The organism is Puniceibacterium sp. IMCC21224, assembly GCF_001038505.1.
Lineage (GTDB): Bacteria > Pseudomonadota > Alphaproteobacteria > Rhodobacterales > Rhodobacteraceae > Puniceibacterium.
This window is the reverse complement of record NZ_LDPY01000001.1, coordinates 2569858-2591550: the sequence shown is the minus strand read 5'-3', so window position 1 is coordinate 2591550 and position 21693 is coordinate 2569858. Positions and strand designations below refer to the sequence as shown.

Annotated in this window: 17 protein-coding genes; 12 read left to right on the top strand and 5 right to left on the bottom strand. The window is 55.4% G+C overall.

Annotated features, from left to right (window positions below):
- The 4 genes from IMCC21224_RS11915 to IMCC21224_RS11900 form a co-directional block, all read right to left on the bottom strand.
- On the bottom strand, positions 1-1092 hold the full coding sequence (locus IMCC21224_RS11915; RefSeq protein ID WP_053078964.1) for a restriction endonuclease subunit S: 1092 nt from the start codon (positions 1090-1092) through the stop codon (positions 1-3).
- A complete protein-coding gene (locus IMCC21224_RS11910) occupies positions 1089-2627 on the bottom strand; it encodes a class I SAM-dependent DNA methyltransferase (protein ID WP_047995543.1) in 1539 nt (512 codons plus the stop codon). Before IMCC21224_RS11910 ends, IMCC21224_RS11915 begins: the two co-directional genes overlap by 4 nt.
- 184 nt (positions 2628-2811) lie before the next feature.
- A complete protein-coding gene (locus tag IMCC21224_RS11905) occupies positions 2812-3090 on the bottom strand; it encodes a hypothetical protein (RefSeq protein WP_047995542.1) in 279 nt (92 codons plus the stop codon).
- 106 nt (positions 3091-3196) lie between these two features.
- The gene (locus tag IMCC21224_RS11900) at positions 3197-3955 is read right to left on the bottom strand and encodes a hypothetical protein (protein WP_082135193.1); all 759 of its coding nucleotides are present in this window, start codon (positions 3953-3955) and stop codon (positions 3197-3199) included.
- Between the two features lie 1182 nt (positions 3956-5137).
- Between IMCC21224_RS11900 and IMCC21224_RS11895 the strand changes: the two genes are divergently transcribed.
- From IMCC21224_RS11895 to IMCC21224_RS11860, 8 genes are all read left to right on the top strand, one after another.
- Positions 5138-5824 carry a hypothetical protein gene (locus IMCC21224_RS11895; protein ID WP_047995540.1) on the top strand — a complete coding sequence of 229 codons (687 nt, stop codon included), beginning with the start codon at positions 5138-5140 and terminating at the stop codon, positions 5822-5824.
- Positions 5817-8159: a hypothetical protein gene (locus IMCC21224_RS11890; protein ID WP_047995539.1), complete on the top strand. Its 2343-nt coding sequence runs from the start codon at positions 5817-5819 to the stop codon at positions 8157-8159. The genes IMCC21224_RS11895 and IMCC21224_RS11890 overlap by 8 nt, the downstream gene beginning before the upstream one ends.
- A gap of 5 nt (positions 8160-8164) precedes the next feature.
- Positions 8165-9280 (top strand): ATP-binding protein, encoded by a 1116-nt coding sequence (locus tag IMCC21224_RS11885; RefSeq protein WP_231582067.1) that lies wholly within the window; start codon positions 8165-8167, stop codon positions 9278-9280.
- Positions 9277-11310, top strand: a complete 2034-nt coding sequence (locus IMCC21224_RS11880; RefSeq protein WP_082135192.1) for a TniQ family protein — start codon at positions 9277-9279, stop codon at positions 11308-11310. The genes IMCC21224_RS11885 and IMCC21224_RS11880 overlap by 4 nt, the downstream gene beginning before the upstream one ends.
- A gap of 446 nt (positions 11311-11756) precedes the next feature.
- Positions 11757-12161 (top strand): hypothetical protein, encoded by a 405-nt coding sequence (locus IMCC21224_RS27790; protein ID WP_156178245.1) that lies wholly within the window; start codon positions 11757-11759, stop codon positions 12159-12161.
- A gap of 295 nt (positions 12162-12456) precedes the next feature.
- Positions 12457-13920 carry a TolC family protein gene (locus IMCC21224_RS11870; RefSeq protein WP_047995535.1) on the top strand — a complete coding sequence of 488 codons (1464 nt, stop codon included), beginning with the start codon at positions 12457-12459 and terminating at the stop codon, positions 13918-13920.
- Positions 13921-13932: 12 nt separating this feature from the next.
- The gene (locus IMCC21224_RS11865; protein ID WP_156178243.1) at positions 13933-15291 is read left to right on the top strand and encodes a multicopper oxidase family protein; all 1359 of its coding nucleotides are present in this window, start codon (positions 13933-13935) and stop codon (positions 15289-15291) included.
- A gap of 45 nt (positions 15292-15336) precedes the next feature.
- Positions 15337-16062 (top strand): copper-binding protein, encoded by a 726-nt coding sequence (locus tag IMCC21224_RS11860; RefSeq protein WP_047995534.1) that lies wholly within the window; start codon positions 15337-15339, stop codon positions 16060-16062.
- A 542-nt stretch (positions 16063-16604) separates the two neighbouring features.
- Here IMCC21224_RS11860 and IMCC21224_RS11855 read toward each other — a convergent pair.
- Positions 16605-17756, bottom strand: a complete 1152-nt coding sequence (locus tag IMCC21224_RS11855) for an amidohydrolase (protein WP_047995533.1) — start codon at positions 17754-17756, stop codon at positions 16605-16607.
- Positions 17757-18164: 408 nt separating this feature from the next.
- Here IMCC21224_RS11855 and IMCC21224_RS11850 point away from each other — a divergent pair, with 408 nt between their 5' ends.
- From IMCC21224_RS11850 to IMCC21224_RS11835, 4 genes are all read left to right on the top strand, one after another.
- Positions 18165-18653: a twin-arginine translocation pathway signal gene (locus IMCC21224_RS11850; protein WP_047995532.1), complete on the top strand. Its 489-nt coding sequence runs from the start codon at positions 18165-18167 to the stop codon at positions 18651-18653.
- Positions 18654-18657: 4 nt separating this feature from the next.
- A complete protein-coding gene (locus IMCC21224_RS11845) occupies positions 18658-19278 on the top strand; it encodes a ferric reductase-like transmembrane domain-containing protein (protein WP_047995531.1) in 621 nt (206 codons plus the stop codon).
- A 488-nt stretch (positions 19279-19766) separates the two neighbouring features.
- Positions 19767-21086 carry a M23 family metallopeptidase gene (locus IMCC21224_RS11840; protein WP_047995530.1) on the top strand — a complete coding sequence of 440 codons (1320 nt, stop codon included), beginning with the start codon at positions 19767-19769 and terminating at the stop codon, positions 21084-21086.
- Entirely contained in the window at positions 21076-21579 is a 504-nt protein-coding gene (locus tag IMCC21224_RS11835) for a polymer-forming cytoskeletal protein (RefSeq protein WP_047995529.1), read from the top strand. Before IMCC21224_RS11840 ends, IMCC21224_RS11835 begins: the two co-directional genes overlap by 11 nt.
- Positions 21580-21693: the final 114 nt, after the last annotated feature.

Below are 21693 nucleotides of genomic sequence, written 5' to 3'. Positions count from 1 at the left end.
TCAGAGCTCCCCGAGAAAGGCGCGGTGTTGGAGGGAGGCAAACAGGGCTTGTTGTCTCCCCACAGCAGTTTGTGCCGATGCGCGCATTCGTTCAATGGAATCCACTCGTGATCTAAATTCCCTTTGCCTTGTCATAGGCGGTGCCGGAAAGTCGAATTTCTTTAAGGCTGTCAACGTCACCGTCTTTTGCGCAATACCGGTAGCGGTCCGATCTGCTTGGGCGCGCATGGTTGGAGCTTCCAATCCATAGGACAAATAAACAGAATCCAGTTTGTCTGGATTTGGCTTAATGTGAGCGATGTGACGCTGGAAAACAAAGCGGTTTTTCTTTCCAACCACTGCAGCATTTCCGTAAGATCCTACACAGGTGTAAATAACGTCGTCTGCCGCAAGTGACGTCCGCTTAATTAGCCGATGATACTCATTATCAGTGACATACTTGTTCGTTTCAAGGCTAATTGTTTGACCTCTGACATTGCTTACAAAGATGAAGGGAACTCCTTCGTCGGCCCACTCTGGCGCTTGGTGGGTGCCGTCAGTAATCTTAAGAACGAGGTCAGTTAGCTTTGCAGTCTGAACCCCATCGCCAAACATCTCATGAAAGATCGCCTGTCCGAGGGTGCCCAGTTTGTCGAGGGCGCGGGTGCGGAGGCGGCGGAGCGCGTCTGCCTGATCCAATATCCCCGCAATCCGCTTCTGCTCCTCCAGCGGCGGGAGGGGGATTTGCGCCTCCGTAAGCATCCCAAGTTTAATATATTTGATGATCCCGCCGATTGACTGCTCGCGCAGCCGTTCAACATATTTGTCCATAAAGTGAAAAAGAAACCGGCTATCCAAGACATCGGTTTTCTTAACATCGAGAATGTAGGTTCGCTGATATGCGTCAAATCTTCCGACGTGATGCTTGACGTTGAGGTCACCGTTTCCGGCAATCAGAATTGCATCAAGGTCGTATTTCCATTCGGCAATTCGAAGTGGTTCACGTGCGCAGGTAAAAAATGGATAAGCGCCATCTGCGCTTGAAGCATTTGCATCCAGCTTACCGGTTTGAACGTTGACCAGTTCACCCAGTGGGGTGGTATTGGTCATCATTCCAGCATCCCCTCCAACCGATCCAGCCCTTCGGTGATCTCGGCCTCTAGCGCGCGCAAGTCAGCGATGATCTCGGACGGGGTGGCATGCTCTACCTCTTCGTGTTCGATCTCTTTGTAACGGTTCAGCGACAGGTCCCATGATCCGGTGGCGATGATTTCAGATGCGGGCACCATAAAGCTTTGCGCGGTGCGGGGGCGGTCGGCCTCAGCCTCCAACGCCTGCCAGCGGGTCAGGATATCGGGCAGGTTGTTCTTGGCGTGTTCGTCCTCAGACAAGGCCACCGCAGGCGTCGGACCCAGTTTGTCCGCATCCAGCAGCGGCGTGCGTTTGTCATCAAGGCTTTGCCCGTCAGCCTCCATATCATAGAACCACACGTCCTCGGTGCCGCCGACACCGGTTTTAGTGAACACCACGATGGCGCAGGACACACCGGCATAGGGGCGGAACACGCCCGAGGGCATTTTGATGATCGCGTCGAGTTTGTGATCCTCGACCAGCATTTTGCGGATGTCTTTGTGCGCCTTAGAGGAGCCGAACAGCACCCCATCTGGCACAACCACCGCCGCGCGTCCGCCGGTGCGCATCAGGCGCAGGAACAGCGCCATAAACAGCAGCTCGGTCTTTTTGGTTTTGACGATCTTCAGCAGGTCTTTGGACGTGGTGTCATAATCCAGCGATCCGGCAAAGGGCGGGTTGGCAAGGATCAGGGAATAGCGACCCTCATCCGCGCCGTGTTCCTCGGCCAGACTATCGCGGTAGGCGACATCAGGGTTGTCCACGCCGTGCAGCGTCATGTTCATCGCGCCGATCCGCAGCATGGTGCTGTCAAAATCAAAGCCGTGGAACATGTCGTTGTGGAAGTGTTTGCGCTGTTCCTTGTCGCGCAGCATCTTGGGATGATTGTCACGCAGATATTCGCCCGCAGCCACAAGGAAGCCGCAGGTGCCGACCGCAGGGTCGCAGATGGTATCCTGCGGGGTCGGTGCCATAAGGTTGACCATCAGATTGATGATATGGCGCGGTGTGCGGAACTGGCCATTCTGGCCCGCGCTGGCTATCTTGCCCAGCATGTATTCGAACACGTCGCCCTTGGTGTCGCGGTCCTCCATCGGGATGTCGTCGAGCATCTGCACGACCTTGGCCAACAGGTTGGGGTTAGAGAACCCCAGCCGCGCGTCCTTCATATGGGTGCCGTAGGAAGAGCCTTCTTCACCCATCTGGCGCAGGAACGGGAAAACATGTTCATCCACGATCCGCATCATCTCGCGCGCTTCGAAATTCTTGAAACGGGACCAGCGGAGGTTGTCGTAAGCCTCGCCCTTATCATCCGCGCCTTCGGGAAAGATGTTGCGTTGCATCGGGATGCCAAGGTCTTCGGATTTGCGCTCTTCGACGGTATGGAGGTCATCCAGCCGCTTGATGAAGAGCAGAAATGTAAGCTGTTCAATGACGGACAAAGGGTTAGAGACACCACCCGACCAAAACGCGTTCCAGATTTGGTCGATTTGCGTGCGAACGGTGCCGGTAAACATGTGCTGTGCCTCAATTATTTTCGCTACCTTAGGCTCGGGCCTGAAAGTCTTCAATCAATGTAGTGAGATGGACCGGAGATTTGAGCCACAATTCGAATGGGGTTGTTGTTACGGAACAGCCGCGATCAATGGTTTCACGTTAACTTTAATGGTAGCCAACCCCAGTTGCGGGGTCGGCATCGCATTAGTTCGAGGGCAGCGCGATCGGCGCCATGAGCACATCCGCCAGTTGCTTGATCTGTCGTAGACTGATGCCGCGAGGCCCATCGGCCATCCGCAAGATGAAGGCGCGGCATTGGTCCCGTTCAGCCGTGGTGTCACAACTTGCGGTCAAACGGTCAAAGTGTCCGATGGCATTCTCTGCCTGTAAACCTGCAAGATGAAACACTCTTGCCCGATCACGCAGCGGCGCGGGGACAAGATCAATATCATTGACCGTCATGATCCAGTTGACGCGATTCATATCGAAGGGCAACCGATGGAGCGGGCACTCAAAAACGTTGTGCAGTGCCAACGTCCAACAATGGGAGCAGCGCTGTCGTCAGGCCTAGATAATAGATAGATTCATCTCACTGAACGGGCGTGGGCCGCAGCATAACATCGGTCTCAAGTTTGAGTGCGCAACGCCAGAGCGGGGTTTTGAAGATATTGCAGACCTGCTTGTCAGAGTCGTTTTCGCGGATCTCGATCAGCAACCCTGCCCATTCTAACGGTCGCAGCACGTAAGATGAAAACGCGGCCATCTCTCGCCATCCTGCAGTGTGCCAATCATGTGGGTCATCATAGAAGGTTTGGAACAAGGCAGCCTCAGTAGCGCCATGATCGGCTTCCACGTTAATCACATTTAACCAGACGTCCCATTTCCCGAAGGGACGGTCATCCAGGCGCGCATAGGAAGCGTGACCCACCTGGAACACAAAGTATGGGATCAACTCTGCAAAGAGGCGGCCAGGGGCTTGTGCCAGCTCGGCACCACGTTTCGTTAACCGGAACTCACCTTTGAAGTGACGCCCCAATCGTAGCGAAATCAGGAGGAAATGCAGAATCTCGAGCGGAGGAAACTCGTATTCATTGATCACCTTGTTGTAGCGGAACATTTCTTCTGCACTTTTGCCAGGCCAGTCGAAATGCTCCACAGCCCAATGGACGAAGGCGCGTTTGAAGGCCTTGGTTTTGGTGAGGCCAATTGATCCGTGCTTCTGCGTGTATTGCAGGATCAGCAGGGCCCCTCGCAGCAGTGGAGAATGCGCCAGGCCGGGATGGTCGTCGGTGAGGGTGCGCAATTCGAACATTTCAGGACGCTGCCATAGACTGTGTTGCGGTTCCATGCTGTTCGCATAGTTTAAATGCGCTATTTATAAAATTACGCGCCTCCAGCGAATGTTGGCCCAGTTTCAACAGGCCGCGCCACAGTGCCGTAATATCGCTGAAGTGCGGTTGTGGGCTTTGAGCGGGTGGAGTCTGTTTTTCCATCGTATGGAGCTTCTCAGGCGAAGACGCAGCCCGAGCCAACTTCCGGATCTTCCAACCGTTTTTACATGCCTCCATGGGCAGCTATTCCAATGGGTCGGTTGATTCGCCGATGTTCTGCATTGGGCGTAAAATAGGGTGCCTTCTTCCAAAATAAGCCAGACTAGTTTGAATTTTTTTTCGAACATTCAATGAATTGGTGTCATTTTTCGGGAATGAAACGAAAGAATTTCTTTTTGTAAAAGGCAAAAAATTCAGAATCGATTATCCATTTCGATTCTTTTGACGTGGAATCGACTCATTGGGGCGATTGCTGTAAGATAGAAATTGTCGGGAAGGTTGCACACCTTCAGGAAACTGGGACGAAATGAGCCCGGCGGGTAGGACATCATCATAGTGCAAAACACGGGAGAGCCGATACATTTCGGCAGGGGCTCCCAACCCTTGAGCCAGGCGAGTGCAGCCAAGACGGTAAAAGGTCCATCGATAATCTTACAATCGTCGGGCTTTTGCACGTGTTCAAATTGCTTTTACATTTCTGTTCTAGCGCGGAAAGTTTTCCCGCATCTGAATCTGTGTTCGGCGTTGTTCGGGCTTTGCCGCGTGTTCTCGAGCATGCGGTCCATTTGGCATGCGCGACCAGATTCTTGGCTACATCATTCTTGCATTTGCCTGCACCTGGACTTGGCCTGAGGTTCGGAAAAAAGAAATGCACACAAAAATTCCATAAATACATTGAAAATCAAAGTGTTGACTCGAATCGTTGTGTCTGCACATTCGGTCTGATGTTGCCAGAAACTGGAAGTTCTGGAGCAAAGTCCGTGTGTCAGGAACCTATAAAACGTGCGGCGAGGAAGGGAGGACCGATGACGTAGTTCCAAAAGCAAAACGCTCAGACCGTTGCAGGGCCCGAGCGTTGTTCTTCATCGACGGCTGGGTCGACTTTTTGCATGAGTTCCAAATACTCGAAGTCATCAGTTTCGTCAAACACCAATCACCCGGAGCTTTGGCCCCGGAAGCAAAAAGTATGGGCTGATGAAATGAGTTCTGAATACGAATGGAAAGAACCACGGCCCTCACGGGCAAAGAAGGCGATCCCGCAATCGTCACATGGGCACTTTGTTGTCCAGATGGTGATAAACGACAACGATGGCAGCGGTGGGCAGATTTCACGGTGCGGAAGTATCGCAGAATATCGCACTCGGATGATTGCGCTCGCAGAACCGGATACCGTCGATGTGGTTGAGCAGGTTGGGCCGCTGTATTGGCTCGATGATAATAACACGCGGCATGAACACTATCTGGATCATGTGGTTCATAAGGCGGACAAACGGAAACTGGGGCTTACCGATAAACCGTATCGTCGGGTTTCCAACGAATTCGGCGATGAAATTACTCAGGTTTGCCAGGATGGTCGTGCGAAGCGTGTCATCGATGAACTGTATCTCGTTACAGAATATGGTCATGATCCGGTGACGCTTTTCAACGCAGATTTGATGCGTGGATGCCGGGATATTGATCCTATGGCGGACAGCGAAGCCCTGATCGCCATAAAGGAATTTCCGGATGTAACGGCGCTCAGATTGCTCGTTGAGATGATTGGCATGGGTCCTCGGGGTTTCCGCGCTTTGGTCCGTCTGATCCAGTCGGGTAATCTTGTCCTGATGTCCAACGAAAAGATATCTCATGAAAGCCTTGTAATGCGGGTCGGGTGCAGCAGTGAGTAAATCTGATAAAGATCTTCCGGTTTTCCGTTTTGAAGCCGGCACTATCGGAACATTGAAGAACCGGCGTATCTGCTTCGTTCGACGTGCAAATGCCGGCTATCTTGTTGATTTCTTGCCATGCGCCGATGTGGCGGCAATTCCCGAAATTATGCGCGGAACGCGGCCCGATGTTGAGTTCGAGGGCCGTCGTATAATTCCGCATGCTGATCTGACTGCGGCCCTGATAGACGGCACATTGAACATCGACGAGAGCGATTTCGTGTTCATCGACCACAGCCAGACCTTCAAGCCAGAGTTCGTTGCATCACTTGCTGAACGGCCAGCTCAAGATTTGATCCTCCGATATGCGACGGTCATGTTGATGCGGGAGATCTGCTCAGAGCAGGGCTTTCAGAAGATTACCCGCTCCGTCGTGACATCGATTGAAGGTAAGATTTTGGCTCGGTTGCCTGCCCGGATCAGAGAACTCAACCTCAGGGCAGATACATTGAGGCGGCACCCCATGCGTCGCCATAAAGTTCCGGAGAACGTTGCCACAGCTCAACGGATTCTTCAGTGGGATGAACGGCTGCGCACAAAGGGTTTCGCCAGCCTCGTCGACCGGCGCTACCTCTCCGGCAATCGTAACTCAAAGCTGCATCCAGTTGTTGGGAAGATCGTAGCAGAGGTGTTGAAGGAACGTGTAACACGAGAAAAACCCAAAGTTACGGCTCTTCACAAGGAGATTGAGAAGAGGGTTTTGGCGGAGCGAAAGATGCTTGCAGATGCCATTTTGCTTCGCAGACAGAATGGTGAAACCGTCAGCAAAGAGGACGAAGATTACCTTGAAGAGATCGTGCCTCCTTGCAGGCAAACAGTCAAGAATTGGAAAGACCTGGTCGCGCCGCTTGAACAAATTTTTCAGATAAATGGACCAGATTGGCTTCTGAGAAATCAGTTGATTTCTGGGGAGGGACTACACGTAGAGCGAGCGGGGCAGATTGTCATGATCGATGAATATGACATCGATTTGATGACGATCATTCCCTATGAATTTCTGATCCACTGGTTGGGTGCTGCCAAGCTCAGCGAGCTGAAGATTACGGGTGACAAACCTCTCCGTGTTGTGCTTTCGGTGACGTTGGACGCTTTTACCGGCTGTATCCTGGGTTTGCAGATTGGAATGACGGCTACGCCGGAGTTGGCCAAGCGGACCGTCATGATGTCCATGATGGATAAGACCGAAATCGGTAAAGCCTGCGGAGCCGAGGGGCGATGGGATCAGTTTCTTCGTCCTGAAAAGCTTATGCACGATTCCGGCAATGCTTACACGGCGTTTGTGACTGACGCGATGTGTTCTGCGCTCAAGATAGATAAGATCGCAGCTCCAAAAGCGAAGGCATACATTCGTGGCCTTTTAGAGCGGATCTTTCGGACTGTTCACGAAAACCTACTTGCAAGTATTCCGGGGAAAACGTTTTCGAACACGGTGTTACGTGGAGAATACGACTCTCAGGCAGAGGCGGTTTTGTCGCTTGATGATCTTATCCAGGTTTTGACCGTATGGATTGTTGATATCTACCATAACTGTCCGAATTCCGGCCGGGATGGTCAAACACCCGCGGACCTTTGGCGCCATGAGATGACCGTTGGCATGGGGTGCCGTCCTGTTCCAAGCGTGAGGGTTATGACTCATGTTTTTGGCACCACGTTGAGCCGTCAGGCACAGCAGACAGGAATCCGCATTGCTCATGCCAATTATTTTTCCAAGGAGTTTGCCCTGCACTTGTTGCGCAATCCCACCCGCCAGTTCCGGATTAGGTGGTGGGAAGAGAACATGAGTGAAGCCCAAGTCGAAATTCGCCCCAATATCTGGATCCCCTTGGAAGTAATGGATGTCAGGGCGCGGGGACTCTGTTCTGACAAATGGGATCTTGTCCTCAAGAGGGCGCACATCGACAGGGACCCGGACGCCGCCGAGAAACGGAGGAGGGCCGAAGGGCACATTGATGACCTCATTGAGGGTCGGATCGCCCTGCGCCGCAAAATGGCGCGCCGCAGGATTACAACCGAAGCGGACATCATCAAGCTCGAAGAACAATCCCTTCGCTACTTTACCACACCAACCAGCCGCATCGCGGGTGAGCAATCTCACGGTCTCTACGGCGTGCCTATTCTCAATCAACCGAATGTCGATAGCGCTTCCCCCGGCGAAGCCAACGACACCGATGAACTTTCTGGAGCACACGGTGATCCGGCGCGAAATGAAATGAAAGACTCAAGGGGCAGCCTGCAAGGGAAAACACCAACTGGCCGCCGTAAAACCAAAACCTGGAAACCTGGAACAATGGAGTGATGGATATGACTAAAGAGATAGCCCTTACCGCAACGGAAATGGATGCGGAACTCGGAAAAAACCCATCCCCTGAGAGTGACGTCCGTCCTCCTTTGGATGATACTCCTGCTATGGTTGACTGGCTCCTGAGGAGGTATTTTGTAAGTCGGTGGGACAACGATCTTGTTGAGCGTCTTGAGATGATTTTGAAACGCGACAGGGTTAGCAATTTGCTGCCCGAAGGCAAGGTATTCCGCAATGAGCGCAAGGGCGTCACCGTAACCGCGGCGTCGCAGGATGGCAAAACGACGATGGTCATCCAAGTGATGAAGAGGCTGTTCGGCGATAGCTTCACGGATACAAATTGCGGGGAACAGATCGCATATTGCCGCCTCCGGGGAGATGCCACGGTGAAGAGTGTCTGCATGGACCTGTGTCGCACCACTGACTACCATAATTTCCCGTCAAAATTCACTCGGACCGAGGCCAATGAGCTCGCCACTCATCGTCTGAGACAGGCTGGCATCAAGATTATCGTGATGGACGAAGTCCACAACCTACTGGGTAAAAACGAACCGGTTAACCTCTTCCTTAAGACACTTGCTCAAGACGGAGGTGGGTTCTGTGTCATTCTGATTGGGACACCCAAGGTGCAGGAATTCGTTTATCAGAGGTCCGAAAACATCGAGCTGGCGGAACGGTATCTGGATTTGCCTTTGCTGCCGTTTGAGCGGGCCGAAACGATCGAGCTGATCCGGGGGGCTATCAAGAGCATGACACAGGATGCTGCAGTCGATCTTGCGCCAAGCATACAGTTTGATCCTTATTTCGCAGATCGTATCTACGATGGTTGCCGTGGTAGCTATGGCCGTTGCATGTTTCTGATTGCCAATGCCGTTATTCGGGCGCTTGAGGAGGGGGGCGATACGGTCGATATTGAGGATTTTAGAAAGATTTTTGAGCTGAAATATCTACACTTCAACCCTGAGAACCCATTCAACCTGAGCGACTGGGCATCGCGTGCGGGCGCTGCGGTGACGGATGTGGGGAGCGGTGATGAAACTCTTCTACCACCTAAATCAGCAAAAAAGCCGGCGCGGAAGCGTGGCCGTCCTCGCAAAGCTGCAGGTGAATCGCAATGACGCCAAGGGCACTCACACCTCGTCTTGAGTTTCATGATGATGAAGTTGCTCAGGGCTATTTTGCTCGTGTTGGCTACTTTCATGCTGGGGTAAATGCCGGAAAATTTTGCCGGTATACTGGGATTGACCGGCGCGATTTTCGCGCTGGTAGCACAACCTTCAGCACTTTCGTGGCCGCACTGACTGCGAACCCAATCAAATGCATCGACTTGAACACCTTGAGACAGGATGCCCCGGATTCTTTGAGTTTCAGAGGCCAGACACTTGCATTGGATGTCGTCCGCCGAACCTTCGTCAGGTATTGTCCTCTTTGCCTTCACGCTGATGCCGAATCCAAGCCTGGAATGGGCGATGGCGCAACCCGCCTAAGGTGGTCATGGTTGTTGCGCCCGGTGGTGGCGTGCCCGTTTCATGGTGTCGCTTTGGAAGAAATTCCGGCACCGGACCCAGTGAATGCGTTTGATCTCCCCAGGCTGTTTGCGCAGCAGGATATTCTTCTCAATCGAATATCCCCGTCCAGAGAGCTGATACCAGGTGCTTTGCAGAACTACGTCATTGGTCGGCTCTCCATCGGCACAGCTGGGCTGACCTGGCTGGATGAGCAGGATGTATGGCAAGCTGTAAAGGCCTGTGAGATGTTGGGCGCGCTCATCGAACACGGCCCGGATGCGAAGATCAGCGAATATTCAGAGGAAGATTGGGCGCGGGTAGGGGACATCGGCTTCGAAGTCTGCGCGAAGGGGCCCAGTGCCATCCTTGATGCTTTCGGAACGTTGCGTGTATCTGCGGGGCGCAGTAGTGGTCGTGCGGGTCCTCAGGCTGCATTCGGCTTTCTGTTTATCTGGATGAATTACAGCAAAAACGCCAAGGGTTTCGACCAGTTCCGGGATGTCTTGCGCGAAGCAATCGTTCAGAACTTTGCGATTGGTCCAGGCGAGGTCATTCTCGGGCAAGAGGTCTTGCATCGTCGGGTTCATTCTGTGAATTCTCTTGTAAACGAAACCGGTATCAATCGCTTCCGCCTTTATCGCCTGATGCGCAAGACTGGCTTGATCCCTGCAACCACGGATGATGCGGCTTTCAATCAATGGGTATTCCCAGCGGAGAAGGGCGAGCAGCTGATTGCACGGATCCAAAATTCAATACCTCTTAACAAGGTCCAGCACGTGCTCGGTTGCAGCAAAACCCACGCAGAGCAGATGTCACTTCATGGGGTGATCACATCGATTGTGCCGATCAGCGAAGGGCAGGTCGGGTTGACGCAAGGCTACTTCAATCACGATGATCTCGAAGATTTCAAAGCCTCGGTTTTTCGTGCCGCTGAGCCGTGCAGTGCGGAAGTAGAAGGCTTCGTGAATTTGACAGTGGCTGCGAAGGGGCGCTCATCTACGGTCGAGATACTCCGCTGGCATCTCGATGGTCAGTTGACCGGCACCAGACTCCTGAATGGTGTTCAGCGCATCGATCACATGCGGTTTGATCTGATGATGATCCGCGACCTTGTTGATAGGCGCCGTGGACCCGCGCCCTTGCGTCTTACGGCAGTCGCGCTCACGCTCGGGATCAGTCTTGATGCGGTGAAGAAGCTGGTGACTGCCAAGCATGATGGCCCTTGGCTTAAGCTGGCGTCAAAGAAGGAAACGGTATTCCTCTCCGGAGGTGCCTACGTTTCAAGACCCGAAATCGCGAGATTTCAGGCTCGCTATACCCCGCTTGCCTCTGTCTCGCGGCAGACTGGAATCCATTTCCGTGCAGTTCAGCGCCTCTTAGAACAGCGTGGAATACAGCCGGTTCTCGATCCGGCATGGTTGGGTGCCAGGATTTATCGACCTACAGATGTATCTGAATTTATCACTGAAAACCAAAGGATGCAGAAGTGCGGGAGTGATCAAAAGCAATATGCTGATAGTCGGGCGGCACCGTTGACCGATAAACGCGAGTCCGTGAATATTGGTGATTCTGGTGAATCCGATGATGTCATTTGTGAATCCGATGCATTGCATTGCACAGATTGGAAATTTCCATCTTAATGGAATCAGTTACTTACGTTTAAAATTGTGCTTTTTATCGTATCATCTACATGACTGTGTAAATGGAGCCATAGTATTCACAAAATGATGAATTCTGCTACCCACTGGGTAGCATCGGATTCGCCGAGCATTGTCTCCAAAGATATTTCAGGTGAAAATTCTGCAATAGTCCAACCACTTTTGGGAAACGTTTGCTTAAGAAGGGCGGGCAGGGACCATCGCTGCGGGATGCTTCGATGGCAGAATTGGATAACGTGCCTTTGCCTAGCGAATGATCTCGGCGGTGCCGGGTGAAGCGAAGCGGTTCATGCGTGCGGCAAGGCGCCTTGCTGTTTGTCGGTCGGGGTGTCGTGGCGCGGACGCCGTGCTGCCCTCACAAAATAGTTAGAAACCTTCCCCCTTATGGAAGGATTGACAGGTGCCCCTCCATTGCGCAGGGGTTGTGTATGAAGCATGCGACGTCATTGTTTGCGGTATCTAAGGCACTCGTCTGCCTGTTTTTGGCATTTGCCGTGATAATTTTGCCGCCATCTTCATCTCATGCTGCATCTGGAATGCATGTGGCCAAGCCCGCTTTGTCGACCATCTCTGGTGAAAGATATGCTGGCCATATCCACACTGCATCCTCATCACATAGTATGGATTGTGAAGTCGCGGCAGGTTCACATACGACTTTCGATGAGCACGATTCCGATGAATGCTGCGGCGGCATCTGCATGTCGGTTTTTCTGAGCGACTCCGGAACTGTTTTTGCCGATCATATTACGGTCAACAAATATCTAATCCTGCATAAACAGACGGCCTCGCTTGGCGGATCTGGATTGTTGCGGCCCCCTCAGCCCCTGATCTGACCACCGGCCCTTAATGGGTCGTCGATCCACGCAGACCGCGCGTGAGCCCGAAGTCGATCAATCAGGTTAGAACCATGAAAATTCAACTACTCGTGGGGGTTTTTGCCCTTGCGACCAGCGCCTGTGCATATGAGCCAGCGCCTCTCCCCGACGTGACAATGCATGATGCGGTCACCAGTCCAACTGTGTCCGCGCGGGTCAAATACCGCGATCCGATGGCAGGATATACTTATCGAGGCCCTATCGGCCCCCGCGACTGGCGAACAGTCAATCAAGAACAGTCGGAGGGCAATTGATGCGTATTCTAAGCCGCCCGCTGTTGCTTGGCTTTCCGCTGGTGCTTGGCGCCTGCGCGACGGCGGTTCCCGGGGCCTATACTGAGTCCAAGGCGGGCTTTTTCAACGTCTCCAACCAGGTTTCTGCAGCCATTGGCAAGCGCACCGTCTTTGCCCAGACAAGGGACGAAAATGCCGCGTTGAACACAGAAGTCCACGCGTTGGTGCATCGCAAGACCATCTCGGCGGACACTGCCGTTCAGGTCGCTTTGCTCAACAATAAAGGTTTGCAGGCCTCCTACGCCAACGTGGGTCTATCTGCTGCCGAGGCCTGGCAAGAGGCAACACCCGAGAACCCTGTCGTTTCGATTGGCATACTCGGCATCGGTGCGGCTGAATTGGGTGCCTACCGAGCCATTGAAGGCATGATCGCGACGAACATTCTGGATGCAAAAACCCTTAGGCAGCGCGTGACCCTCGCTGATGTGAACTTTCGCGCGGCGCAGCTAGAGGCGGTGAACGCCACGCTCACCCTGGCCAATCAGACACGTCAGGCGTGGATTGATGCAGTCGCCGCGTTTGAGGTCGCGAGCTACCTCAAACGGGCCAAGGCCACCTCTGACGCAGGGTCAGAACTGGCGCGCAAGCTGGGCGAGACCGGTGCCCTGAACAAGGCAGGACAGGCGCGCGAGCAGGCCTTTAACGCGGAACTTGCAGGCCAGTTGGCGCAGGCTCGGCTGAATGCCGAGCGCGCCAAGGAAAACCTTAGCCGCCTCATGGGTTTATGGGGTTCCGAGGTCTTGTACTTTGTCCCCGATGCATTGCCCGCTTTGCCAAAGGCCGTGGAACGGATCGACAATGTCGAAGCGAGAGCCCTGAACAATCGCGTCGATCTTCGTGTAGCAAAGCTGGGACTCGAGGCTCAGGCTGCGGCCTTTGGTCTGACCGACAGTACCCGTCTGGTAACCGATCTGGAATTCATCGCCGGGTTCGAGGCCGAGCGAGAAGTGGATGACGGTAAAAGGGAAACCCAGACCACGCCGCAGGTAGAACTGGAATTCGCGATTCCGATCTACGACACCGGCAAGGCCCGCTTGCGCAAGGCGGAACTGGCCTATCTACGAGCGGCGAATGTGCTGGCTGAAAAGGCAGTCAACGTGCGGTCCGAGGCGCGCGGTGCGGAAACGACCTATCACGCCTCGTACAAGATTGCGCGTCACTATCGCGACGTGCTGGTACCGCTACGCCAGACCGTCGAGGACGAGGGACTGTTGTCCTACAACGGCATGATTACCAACACCTTTGAGCTGCTGACAGACGTGCGCGAAAAACTCAGCGCATCGCTGCAAGCCGCGAATGCGAAACGCGAGTTCTACATGGCTCAGGCTGATCTGACCGCTGCCATCTACGGCGGTGGAGCGGGCAGCGATGGCGGCGGTGGAGACGGTGCGACATTGGCCGCCGGTAGCGGCGCAGGACACTGAAAGGACAGCGATATGTTGAATAGACGTCAATTGATCGGAGCCGGTGCCGCAGGCGCAACACTGGTTTCATCGCAGGCATGGGGGAAGACTCTGAATATGGGTCTGCCCGAAGCTGCCCAGATGGATTCTGCGGCCACCGCGATAACCCGGCGGCCCAGTTCGGGACCGGACTACAATCCTGTCGTCACGCTGAATGGCTGGACGTTGCCGCATAGGATGAACAACGGCATCAAGGAATTTCACCTCGTTGCCGAGCCGGTGGAGCGCGAACTGGCCGACGGCATGATCGCGCATCTGTGGGGCTATAACGGCCAGTCGACCGGCCCCACGATCGAGGCGGTCGAAGGCGACCGGGTGCGGATCTATGTCACCAATAAGCTGCCGGAACATACCACCGTTCATTGGCACGGCATGATCCTGCCGTCCGGTATGGACGGTGTCGGCGGGCTAAGCCACCCAGGCATTCCGCCCGGAAAGACCTATGTTTACGAGTTCGACCTGATAAAATCCGGGACCTTCATGTATCACCCGCACGCGGATGAGATGGTGCAGATGGCAATGGGGATGATGGGCATGTTTATCGTCCACCCCAGCGACCCGGAATTCATGCGGGTGGACCGTGATTTCCTGATCATGCTGAATGCTTTTGACATTGACCCTGGCACCTACGTTCCGCGCATCATGACGATGACGGATTTCAACCTGTGGACGTGGAACAGCCGGATCTTTCCCGACATTGATCCGCTGGTGGTCAACAAAGGTGACCGCGTGCGCGTCCGCGTTGGCAATCTGACGATGACGAACCACCCGATCCACATGCACGGATACGATTTCAAGGTGAGTTGCACCGACGGCGGCTGGGTGGACCCTGTTGCGCAATGGCCAGAGGTTAGTATCGACGTTCCCGTGGGCGCGATGCGAGCCTTCGATTTCACGGCCGACCATCTGGGCGACTGGGCGATTCATTGCCACAAGTCTCACCATACGATGAATGCGATGGGTCACGACGTCCCCACGTTCATCGGCGTCAACAAGAAACCGCTGGCCGAGAAAATTCGCCAATTCCAGCCGGAATACATGCCCATGGGCACCGCTGGCATGGCGGACATGGGCACGATGGAAATGCCGCTGCCTGACAATACCGTCCCGATGATGACCGGTTGGGGGCCGCACGGCCCCATCGAAATGGGCGGAATGTTCTCGGTCGTGAAGGTGCGGGACGGCATTGACGCGGACGATTACGAGGACCCCGGCTGGTATGAAAACCCTCCGGGAGAACAGGCCTACGAGTGGACGGGCAAACTACCGGAGTTCGCCTCGAACGACAGCCCCAAAACCATCCTGACACCTAAACCAACAGCTAAGGGTTGATTGGCCCTGCTGCGAAATAACTCAACCCAACCAAAGGACAAACCAATGAATAAACTACTTTTGACTTCCGCACTCGCCGTCTTCCTCGCTGCTCCGGCCTTTGCGGCCGGCACGCATGACGGAGGCCACGATGACGATCACGCGGCCGAACATGCCGAAATGATGATCGGTATGCCGGGCGATCCCTCCAACGTGGATCGCACCATCGACGTTTCTATGCGCGAAACGGACGACGGTGCCATGATCTTTGACCCTGCCGCTTTCGAGATCGGGCAGGGCGAGACCATCCGTTTCAACGTCATGAATATGGGTGAGCTTGAGCACGAGTTCGTTCTCGACAGTGTCGAAGGCAATGCCGAGCACAAAGAGATGATGGCGGCGATGGACATGGAACATGATGATCCGAACTCGATCCGTCTGGATACGGGGGCATCTGGCGAAGTTCTCTGGACCTTTTCGAACGCAGGGACATTTGAATTCGCCTGCCTGATCCCTGGCCACTACGAGTCCGGTATGCATGGCCCCATCAACGTGCGCGAAAAGACGGCGCAGGCAGATGTCGAATACACCACCGGCAAGATCAAAAAGATCGACGCCAAGGCGAGTAAGGTCACCATCATTCACGGTCCGCTGGTCAATCTGGATATGCCGGCGATGACGATGGTGTTCCGCGCTGACGAGGCCACGATCGCCAATATGTCGGAAGGTCAGGAAATCGAGTTTGTTGCCGAACGCGTAAAAGGCAAGCTGACTGTCACACAGATGAAATGAAACCGGTGGGGGCTGTCGATACGGAGTTGATGGCCCACTGCGGTCAGCATCGGAGGCGCACTTACTTGTGGTCGCTGCCGAAGAGTGCTGGCTATCAAAATACTGAGTCGGGCCCGGAAACCGGACCCGGCTCAGACTGAGTGATAGGGCGGGAATGTTGTTGTTCCGCAAGCGTAGCCCAGCTGCCCGATCTGGCCACACGCCGCTACAATCCGGGCGCGCGCACATCTGGGAAGTACACTCGGCGCAACGTTCCGGCTCAACGCAGATGTGCAACCTGCCGCCGACGATCACATTTGCGATGGCGTCTGCAGCGTCGCGTGCCGGGCAATGCAGGCTCTGCCTGAAACCTTTAGGGCAGCGCCCCAATTTATGGAAATCATTGCTGGCAGTGCTTGACGTGGCACCGTCAGGTTGCTGAGATCGAGGTCCGCCATTACATGATCGGCGGCTGTGCGCCCGACGAGCGGTCACAAAAATCGTGAATTACCTGTGTCCGGCGGCAGGGCAAGCCCGAGCAGAAACGGCTTTTTGTAACAACCTCATGCCGTTCCCAATAGATCCCGCGCGATGCGTTCAAAGATGGCGCTGCCGATGGGGATAAGATCATCAAGAAAGTCATAGTCGGGATTGTGCAGGGCGGCGTAGCCCTCGCCCGGTCCCAGGCACATCATCGCAGCCTTTGCACCCCATCCAAATACGCCAAAATCCTCGGACGCGCGCATAGGGACACCCGCAGCCCCATAGGGTACGTCAATTGCATCCATGGCAGCCGTTGCGATGCCGTACGCGTCTTTGTCGTTGATGGAGGCCGCGAAGCTGTCTGACACCTCGAATTCGACACCCAGGCCGAATTTTTGTGCCACTGATATGACCACGTCGCGGGCCTCTGTCTCGATGCGATTCATGTCTTCGTCTCTGGCAGTCCGCAGCGTGGCGAAAATCATGCCTTCACCGGGGGCCACGCCAAACGACGGTTCGCCGATCCGAACATGGGTGATCGTCACCAGTTTGAAGGCATCGTTCAACGGACCGCCACGCCCAAGTGCTTCGAGTGCCGGGATCAGATTCGCCACCGCCAACGCAGGGGAAACTCCGTCTTGCGGATCGGCAGCATGGGCAGTCTTACCGGTCAGGGTGATCTTTAGCCCCATAGAGGCGCAGTTGATCAGGCCAGCGCAGGTCGCGACATAGCCGAATGGTTTTCCGGGGTCGATGTGAATGGCAAACGCCCAATCAGCTTGTATTTCACGATATGCCGGATCGGCGACCACAGCTTTCGCACCGCTGCCATCTTCTTCTGCGGGCTGGAACATCAGAACGACGCGGCCCTTTGCGACCGGCTGGCGCGAAACCATGCGTCCCAAGGCAAGCAGCATTGTCATGTGCCCGTCGTGTCCGCAGACATGGCTCTTGCCGGGGATCTGGGACGACCAGGCAATGTCATTGCGTTCTTCAATCGGCAAGGCGTCAAGTTCGGCACGAAACAGGACTGTCGGGCCGTCTGTGCCGCTATCGAACACAGCCGCAACTCCGTGGCCGCCCAAACCGGTCAGGATACGGGATGGTGACATCGGTTTCAAAGCTGCGGTTATTGTGCGGGCCGTTTCAAATTCTTCGCCGGACAATTCGGGATGGCGATGGAGTTCGTGGCGAAACGCGGTGAGTTCCAAGAGATCGAGATTGGTAAGCATGTCACCCTCTGTTTCCGAAGTTGGCTCTGCTGATCTATCAGTCCCTTAGATCACGCTGTGGCGCAAAGTCTATTAAAAGCAATGCTGCGCCCCTGACAGAATAGCGGTCCGGGGCGGACAGGGCGCCTGCACATGATGTCTGAAAGCGAACGTTTGATCACCTGGCGGCCAGGCTGGGCACTGGTTCTGTCACGTATCACGCCAATAGCGAGCGTTGCCGCCGCAATCTTGTACGGCTCATGTTGGATGGATTGCGCCACTGCTTCACGATGCTGTGGGCTTAGTTCAAAACTCAGCCCGAAACGAGTATAGTAATTTACACAGATCCGGTCAGATGCGCCGAAGCGCGGCGATACGCACCGCAGAAAATTTGCCCGTACGAACGTCAAACACACAAGAGAAACCGACATGACTTCTGCTTCTTCAAACCGCCGGGCCATCCTTGCCACTGCAGGGGCTATCGTGGCGACAGGACTGTCCGGCCTCGTTTTCCCTGCGATGGCACAGGGTATTGCGGCGACGCGATCAATGCGAGGTGGTGCCAACAATTACCTGCCGGGCGTGCCCGTCGTTGAACGCATCGGTGGTGGAGGGTTCTGGATGACCGGGACTGTGCGTCGGGCAGGCGACGGTGCACCGCTTGCAGGCCAGCGCATTCAAATATGGGCGCACACGACCGAAGGACACGAGCGCGATCCACATAGCCATGGTGCGACCCTGACAGGGTCTGACGGAACATTCCGGCTGGAGATGCCACAGATTGTGCCGGCTTTCGGCCAACCGCATGGCCATCTTGCCTTTGACAGCGCCGGGTATGAGCCGGTTTTTCTGCGCCCGGTGATGTCGAGCGCGCGCGATAAAACCCTCAGTGCCGACTTCGTTCTTCGACCTGTCTGACAGCATGAGAACCGACCGAGCGATCCTGAGATGGTTCGCCTTTGCAACTGCGGTTTTTGTGCCTGTTGTCGTCGCGTTGATGAGTCCGCTGCTCGCATGGCGAGAGCCGGTTTACATAGTGGCCGGTTTTGCAGGTGTGATCGCGATGGTGCTGCTGCTCGCGCAGCCACTTCTGATCGGGGGGGACTTGCCTGGCTTGGCTGCCCGACGCGGTGCGCGTGTGCACCGCGTCGTCGGGGGCGCGCTCGTCGGGGCCGTGATCGTCCACGTCGCGGGTCTCTGGATCACAAGCCCGCCTGACGTGATCGACGCGCTGCTCTTTCGGTCGCCAACGCCATTCACGCCCTGGGGGGTGATTGCCATGTGGGCAATTTTTGTAGCCGCCGTTCTGGCTGTGTTTCGGCGGCGATTGCGACCGCGCACATGGCGGGTCGGGCATATGCTTGTCGTGGCGGCGGGCGTCACGACAAGCACTGTTCATGCCATGCTGATCGAGGGCACGATGGGCGGGATCTCCAAGGCGGTGCTCTGCGGTCTGGCTGTTGGGGCGACGGCAAAGGTGATGGCGAATCGAAAACCATGGCGCCTCCTTTCGCGCCGGAGCACCGCAAACCAAAAACCTTGAAAGCCGTCAGAGCGCCAAAGAACTGCGCTGCGGTCTTTTTCTGGTCCTCGATTTAGGCGGCATATCTCGTTGATGTGTTTCACGGGCCGCGGGCGAGTTGGGGATATGCAACGCCAACCAGGGCCGCCACCTATCTGCGCGAACTCGATCAAAGCGCTGTGCGCCGCGATAATCTTGATCCCAAGACAATGCCCTACAAGCTGGTCTGAGTTCGTCTGGATGCCACTTGAAATCGTGATTTAGCGCTGAAAAATGCGCCAAAGCCTGTCTGACCAGGTATCCTATTGCCTGCCTGCAACGCGGCAATTGGACTGTCGAAGTCTTTGGGATCGGCGGATTTCTGCCGCTTTGGCGCGATTCCGTTAAAGCAGCCGAATCGTCGGCCCAAAAATGTTGCGAAAAATCGAATGTCTGGGTAAGGCCATTAGCCAAGGTGCCGGGACGGGGACCCGAGTGCTGACGTTGGGACGGAAAAAGGGACATACCAGGTGAGAACGCGGTTCGCGATCAAAACACATGCGCTCATGGAGCGTCTCTTTCCAGAGCGTCGACTGTTTTTGCGGTCCGATTCAGACACCAGGTTCATTCGCTTGCGCCCCGAAACACAGGCGATCGCCTTTGCCGGTGGTTCGCTTGTGGTGGCATGGACGATCATCGCCACCGCTATCCTGCTGATGGACAGCATCGGGGCAGGCAATTTTCGCGAACAGGCCAAACGCGACCAACAAACCTATCAACAGCGCCTCAACGACCTTAGCCAGGAACGCGATTCCCGCGCCGCCGAGGCGCTTAAGGCGCAGGACCGGTTCAACACCGCACTGGAGCAGGTTTCGATCATGCAGTCACAACTGCTCGATTCCGAAACCCGCCGCCGCGAGATGGAAACCGGGATCGACGTGATCCAGACCACGCTGCGCGACACCATGAAGCGCCGCGAGGAGCTGGGCACCCAGATCGCCGCCCTGACCGCACAAATCGAAGGTGATGGTGTCGGCCTTGCCGCAGCCGGAGCGGCGCAGTCCGACAGCACGCTGAATTTCCTCTCAGACGCTCTGTCGCGCACCGCAGCCGAGCGTGATCAGGTGATTGCAGACGCTCAGGATGCGCTGGTACGGGCCGACGAAATGGCCACCGAAATCCGGACGATGGAAGAAAAGAACGACACCATCTTCCGCCAGCTCGAAGAGGCAATGACCGTCTCGGTCAAGCCACTGGACAAGATGTTTCAGGCTGCGGGCATGAACCCCGACCGTATTCTTGACCAGGTACGACGTGGGTATTCCGGCCAGGGTGGTCCGCTGACACCGTTATCGTTTTCGACCCGCGGCGGCGCAGATCCCTCTGCGGATACCGCCCGCGCAAACGGTATTCTGGGTCAGATGGACCGGCTGAATCTGTACCGTATCGCGGTGCAAAAGGCGCCGTTCGCCTCACCGCTCAAGGACGCGTTCCGCTTTACATCGGGGTTTGGCTACCGTTGGGGCCGTTTGCATGCAGGCACCGATTTTGCCGCGCCGCAGGGCACCGCAATCTATTCGACCGCCGATGGCGTTGTCGTTCATGCCGACTGGCAGTCCGGCTATGGCCGCCTGATCAAGATCCAGCACGAATTCGGCATCGAGACGCGGTATGCGCATCTGTCGAAAATCCGCGTGAAGGTCGGCCAAAGGGTCTCGCGCGGGGATCGTATTGGTGATATGGGCAACACAGGACGGTCCACCGGCACGCATTTGCACTATGAGGTGCGCGTCGGCGGTGAAGCTGTCAATCCGATGATTTATATCAAGGCTGCAAACGATGTTTTCTAAGAGCAAAATCAACGAGCCCGGTCCAAAAGCAGATGATTCCATGAAACCGGCCGCCCCTGAGATGCCGCGCCCAGGGCCCAGCGATTTTAAATCCTCGGCGCCCAAGGCAAAACCGCCGGCATCTGTCCTGTCGAGTGATCTGCACATTACTGGCAATCTCAAGACCACCGGCGACATTCAGGTCGAGGGCACCGTCGAAGGCGACATTCGCGCCCATCTTCTGACTGTCGGTGAAACCGCCACAATCAAGGGTGAAGTGACTGCTGATGATGTTGTGGTCAATGGCCGCATCGTAGGCCGTGTCCGTGGCCTCAAGGTGCGCCTGACCGCGACTGCACGGGTCGAGGGTGACATCATCCACAAGACCATCGCGATCGAATCCGGCGCCCATTTCGAAGGCTCGGTCCAGCGTCAGGACGATCCGTTGTCCAGCAAGGGCCGTGGCCCCGTGCCTACCGGTCAGCCCACAGCCAAAACACCGCAGGACGGCTGAAGCCGACATATACGGCACGACCAAGACCGCCTTTTCAGGGCGGTCTTTTTTTGCCATCTTGCGTCGTGAGCAAGAAAACAGACTCATCTATTGTCGCATCTCATCAGATGCAAA

What these genes read in the sequence shown, in the direction of transcription:
- IMCC21224_RS27790 (WP_156178245.1), top strand. Translation starts at nt 11,757, where the DNA reads ATGAAGCATGCGACGTCATTGTTTGCGGTATCTAAGGCACTCGTCTGC.
- IMCC21224_RS11885 (WP_231582067.1), top strand. Translation starts at nt 8,165, where the DNA reads ATGACTAAAGAGATAGCCCTTACCGCAACGGAAATGGATGCGGAACTC.
- IMCC21224_RS11915 (WP_053078964.1), bottom strand. Translation starts at nt 1,092, where the DNA reads ATGATGACCAATACCACCCCACTGGGTGAACTGGTCAACGTTCAAACC.
- IMCC21224_RS11835 (WP_047995529.1), top strand. Translation starts at nt 21,076, where the DNA reads ATGTTTTCTAAGAGCAAAATCAACGAGCCCGGTCCAAAAGCAGATGAT.
- IMCC21224_RS11895 (WP_047995540.1), top strand. Translation starts at nt 5,138, where the DNA reads ATGAGTTCTGAATACGAATGGAAAGAACCACGGCCCTCACGGGCAAAG.
- IMCC21224_RS11865 (WP_156178243.1), top strand. Translation starts at nt 13,933, where the DNA reads ATGTTGAATAGACGTCAATTGATCGGAGCCGGTGCCGCAGGCGCAACA.
- IMCC21224_RS11910 (WP_047995543.1), bottom strand. Translation starts at nt 2,627, where the DNA reads ATGTTTACCGGCACCGTTCGCACGCAAATCGACCAAATCTGGAACGCG.
- IMCC21224_RS11855 (WP_047995533.1), bottom strand. Translation starts at nt 17,756, where the DNA reads ATGCTTACCAATCTCGATCTCTTGGAACTCACCGCGTTTCGCCACGAA.
- IMCC21224_RS11905 (WP_047995542.1), bottom strand. Translation starts at nt 3,090, where the DNA reads ATGAATCGCGTCAACTGGATCATGACGGTCAATGATATTGATCTTGTC.
- IMCC21224_RS11900 (WP_082135193.1), bottom strand. Translation starts at nt 3,955, where the DNA reads ATGGAACCGCAACACAGTCTATGGCAGCGTCCTGAAATGTTCGAATTG.
- IMCC21224_RS11845 (WP_047995531.1), top strand. Translation starts at nt 18,658, where the DNA reads ATGAGAACCGACCGAGCGATCCTGAGATGGTTCGCCTTTGCAACTGCG.
- IMCC21224_RS11860 (WP_047995534.1), top strand. Translation starts at nt 15,337, where the DNA reads ATGAATAAACTACTTTTGACTTCCGCACTCGCCGTCTTCCTCGCTGCT.
- IMCC21224_RS11870 (WP_047995535.1), top strand. Translation starts at nt 12,457, where the DNA reads ATGCGTATTCTAAGCCGCCCGCTGTTGCTTGGCTTTCCGCTGGTGCTT.
- IMCC21224_RS11880 (WP_082135192.1), top strand. Translation starts at nt 9,277, where the DNA reads ATGACGCCAAGGGCACTCACACCTCGTCTTGAGTTTCATGATGATGAA.
- IMCC21224_RS11850 (WP_047995532.1), top strand. Translation starts at nt 18,165, where the DNA reads ATGACTTCTGCTTCTTCAAACCGCCGGGCCATCCTTGCCACTGCAGGG.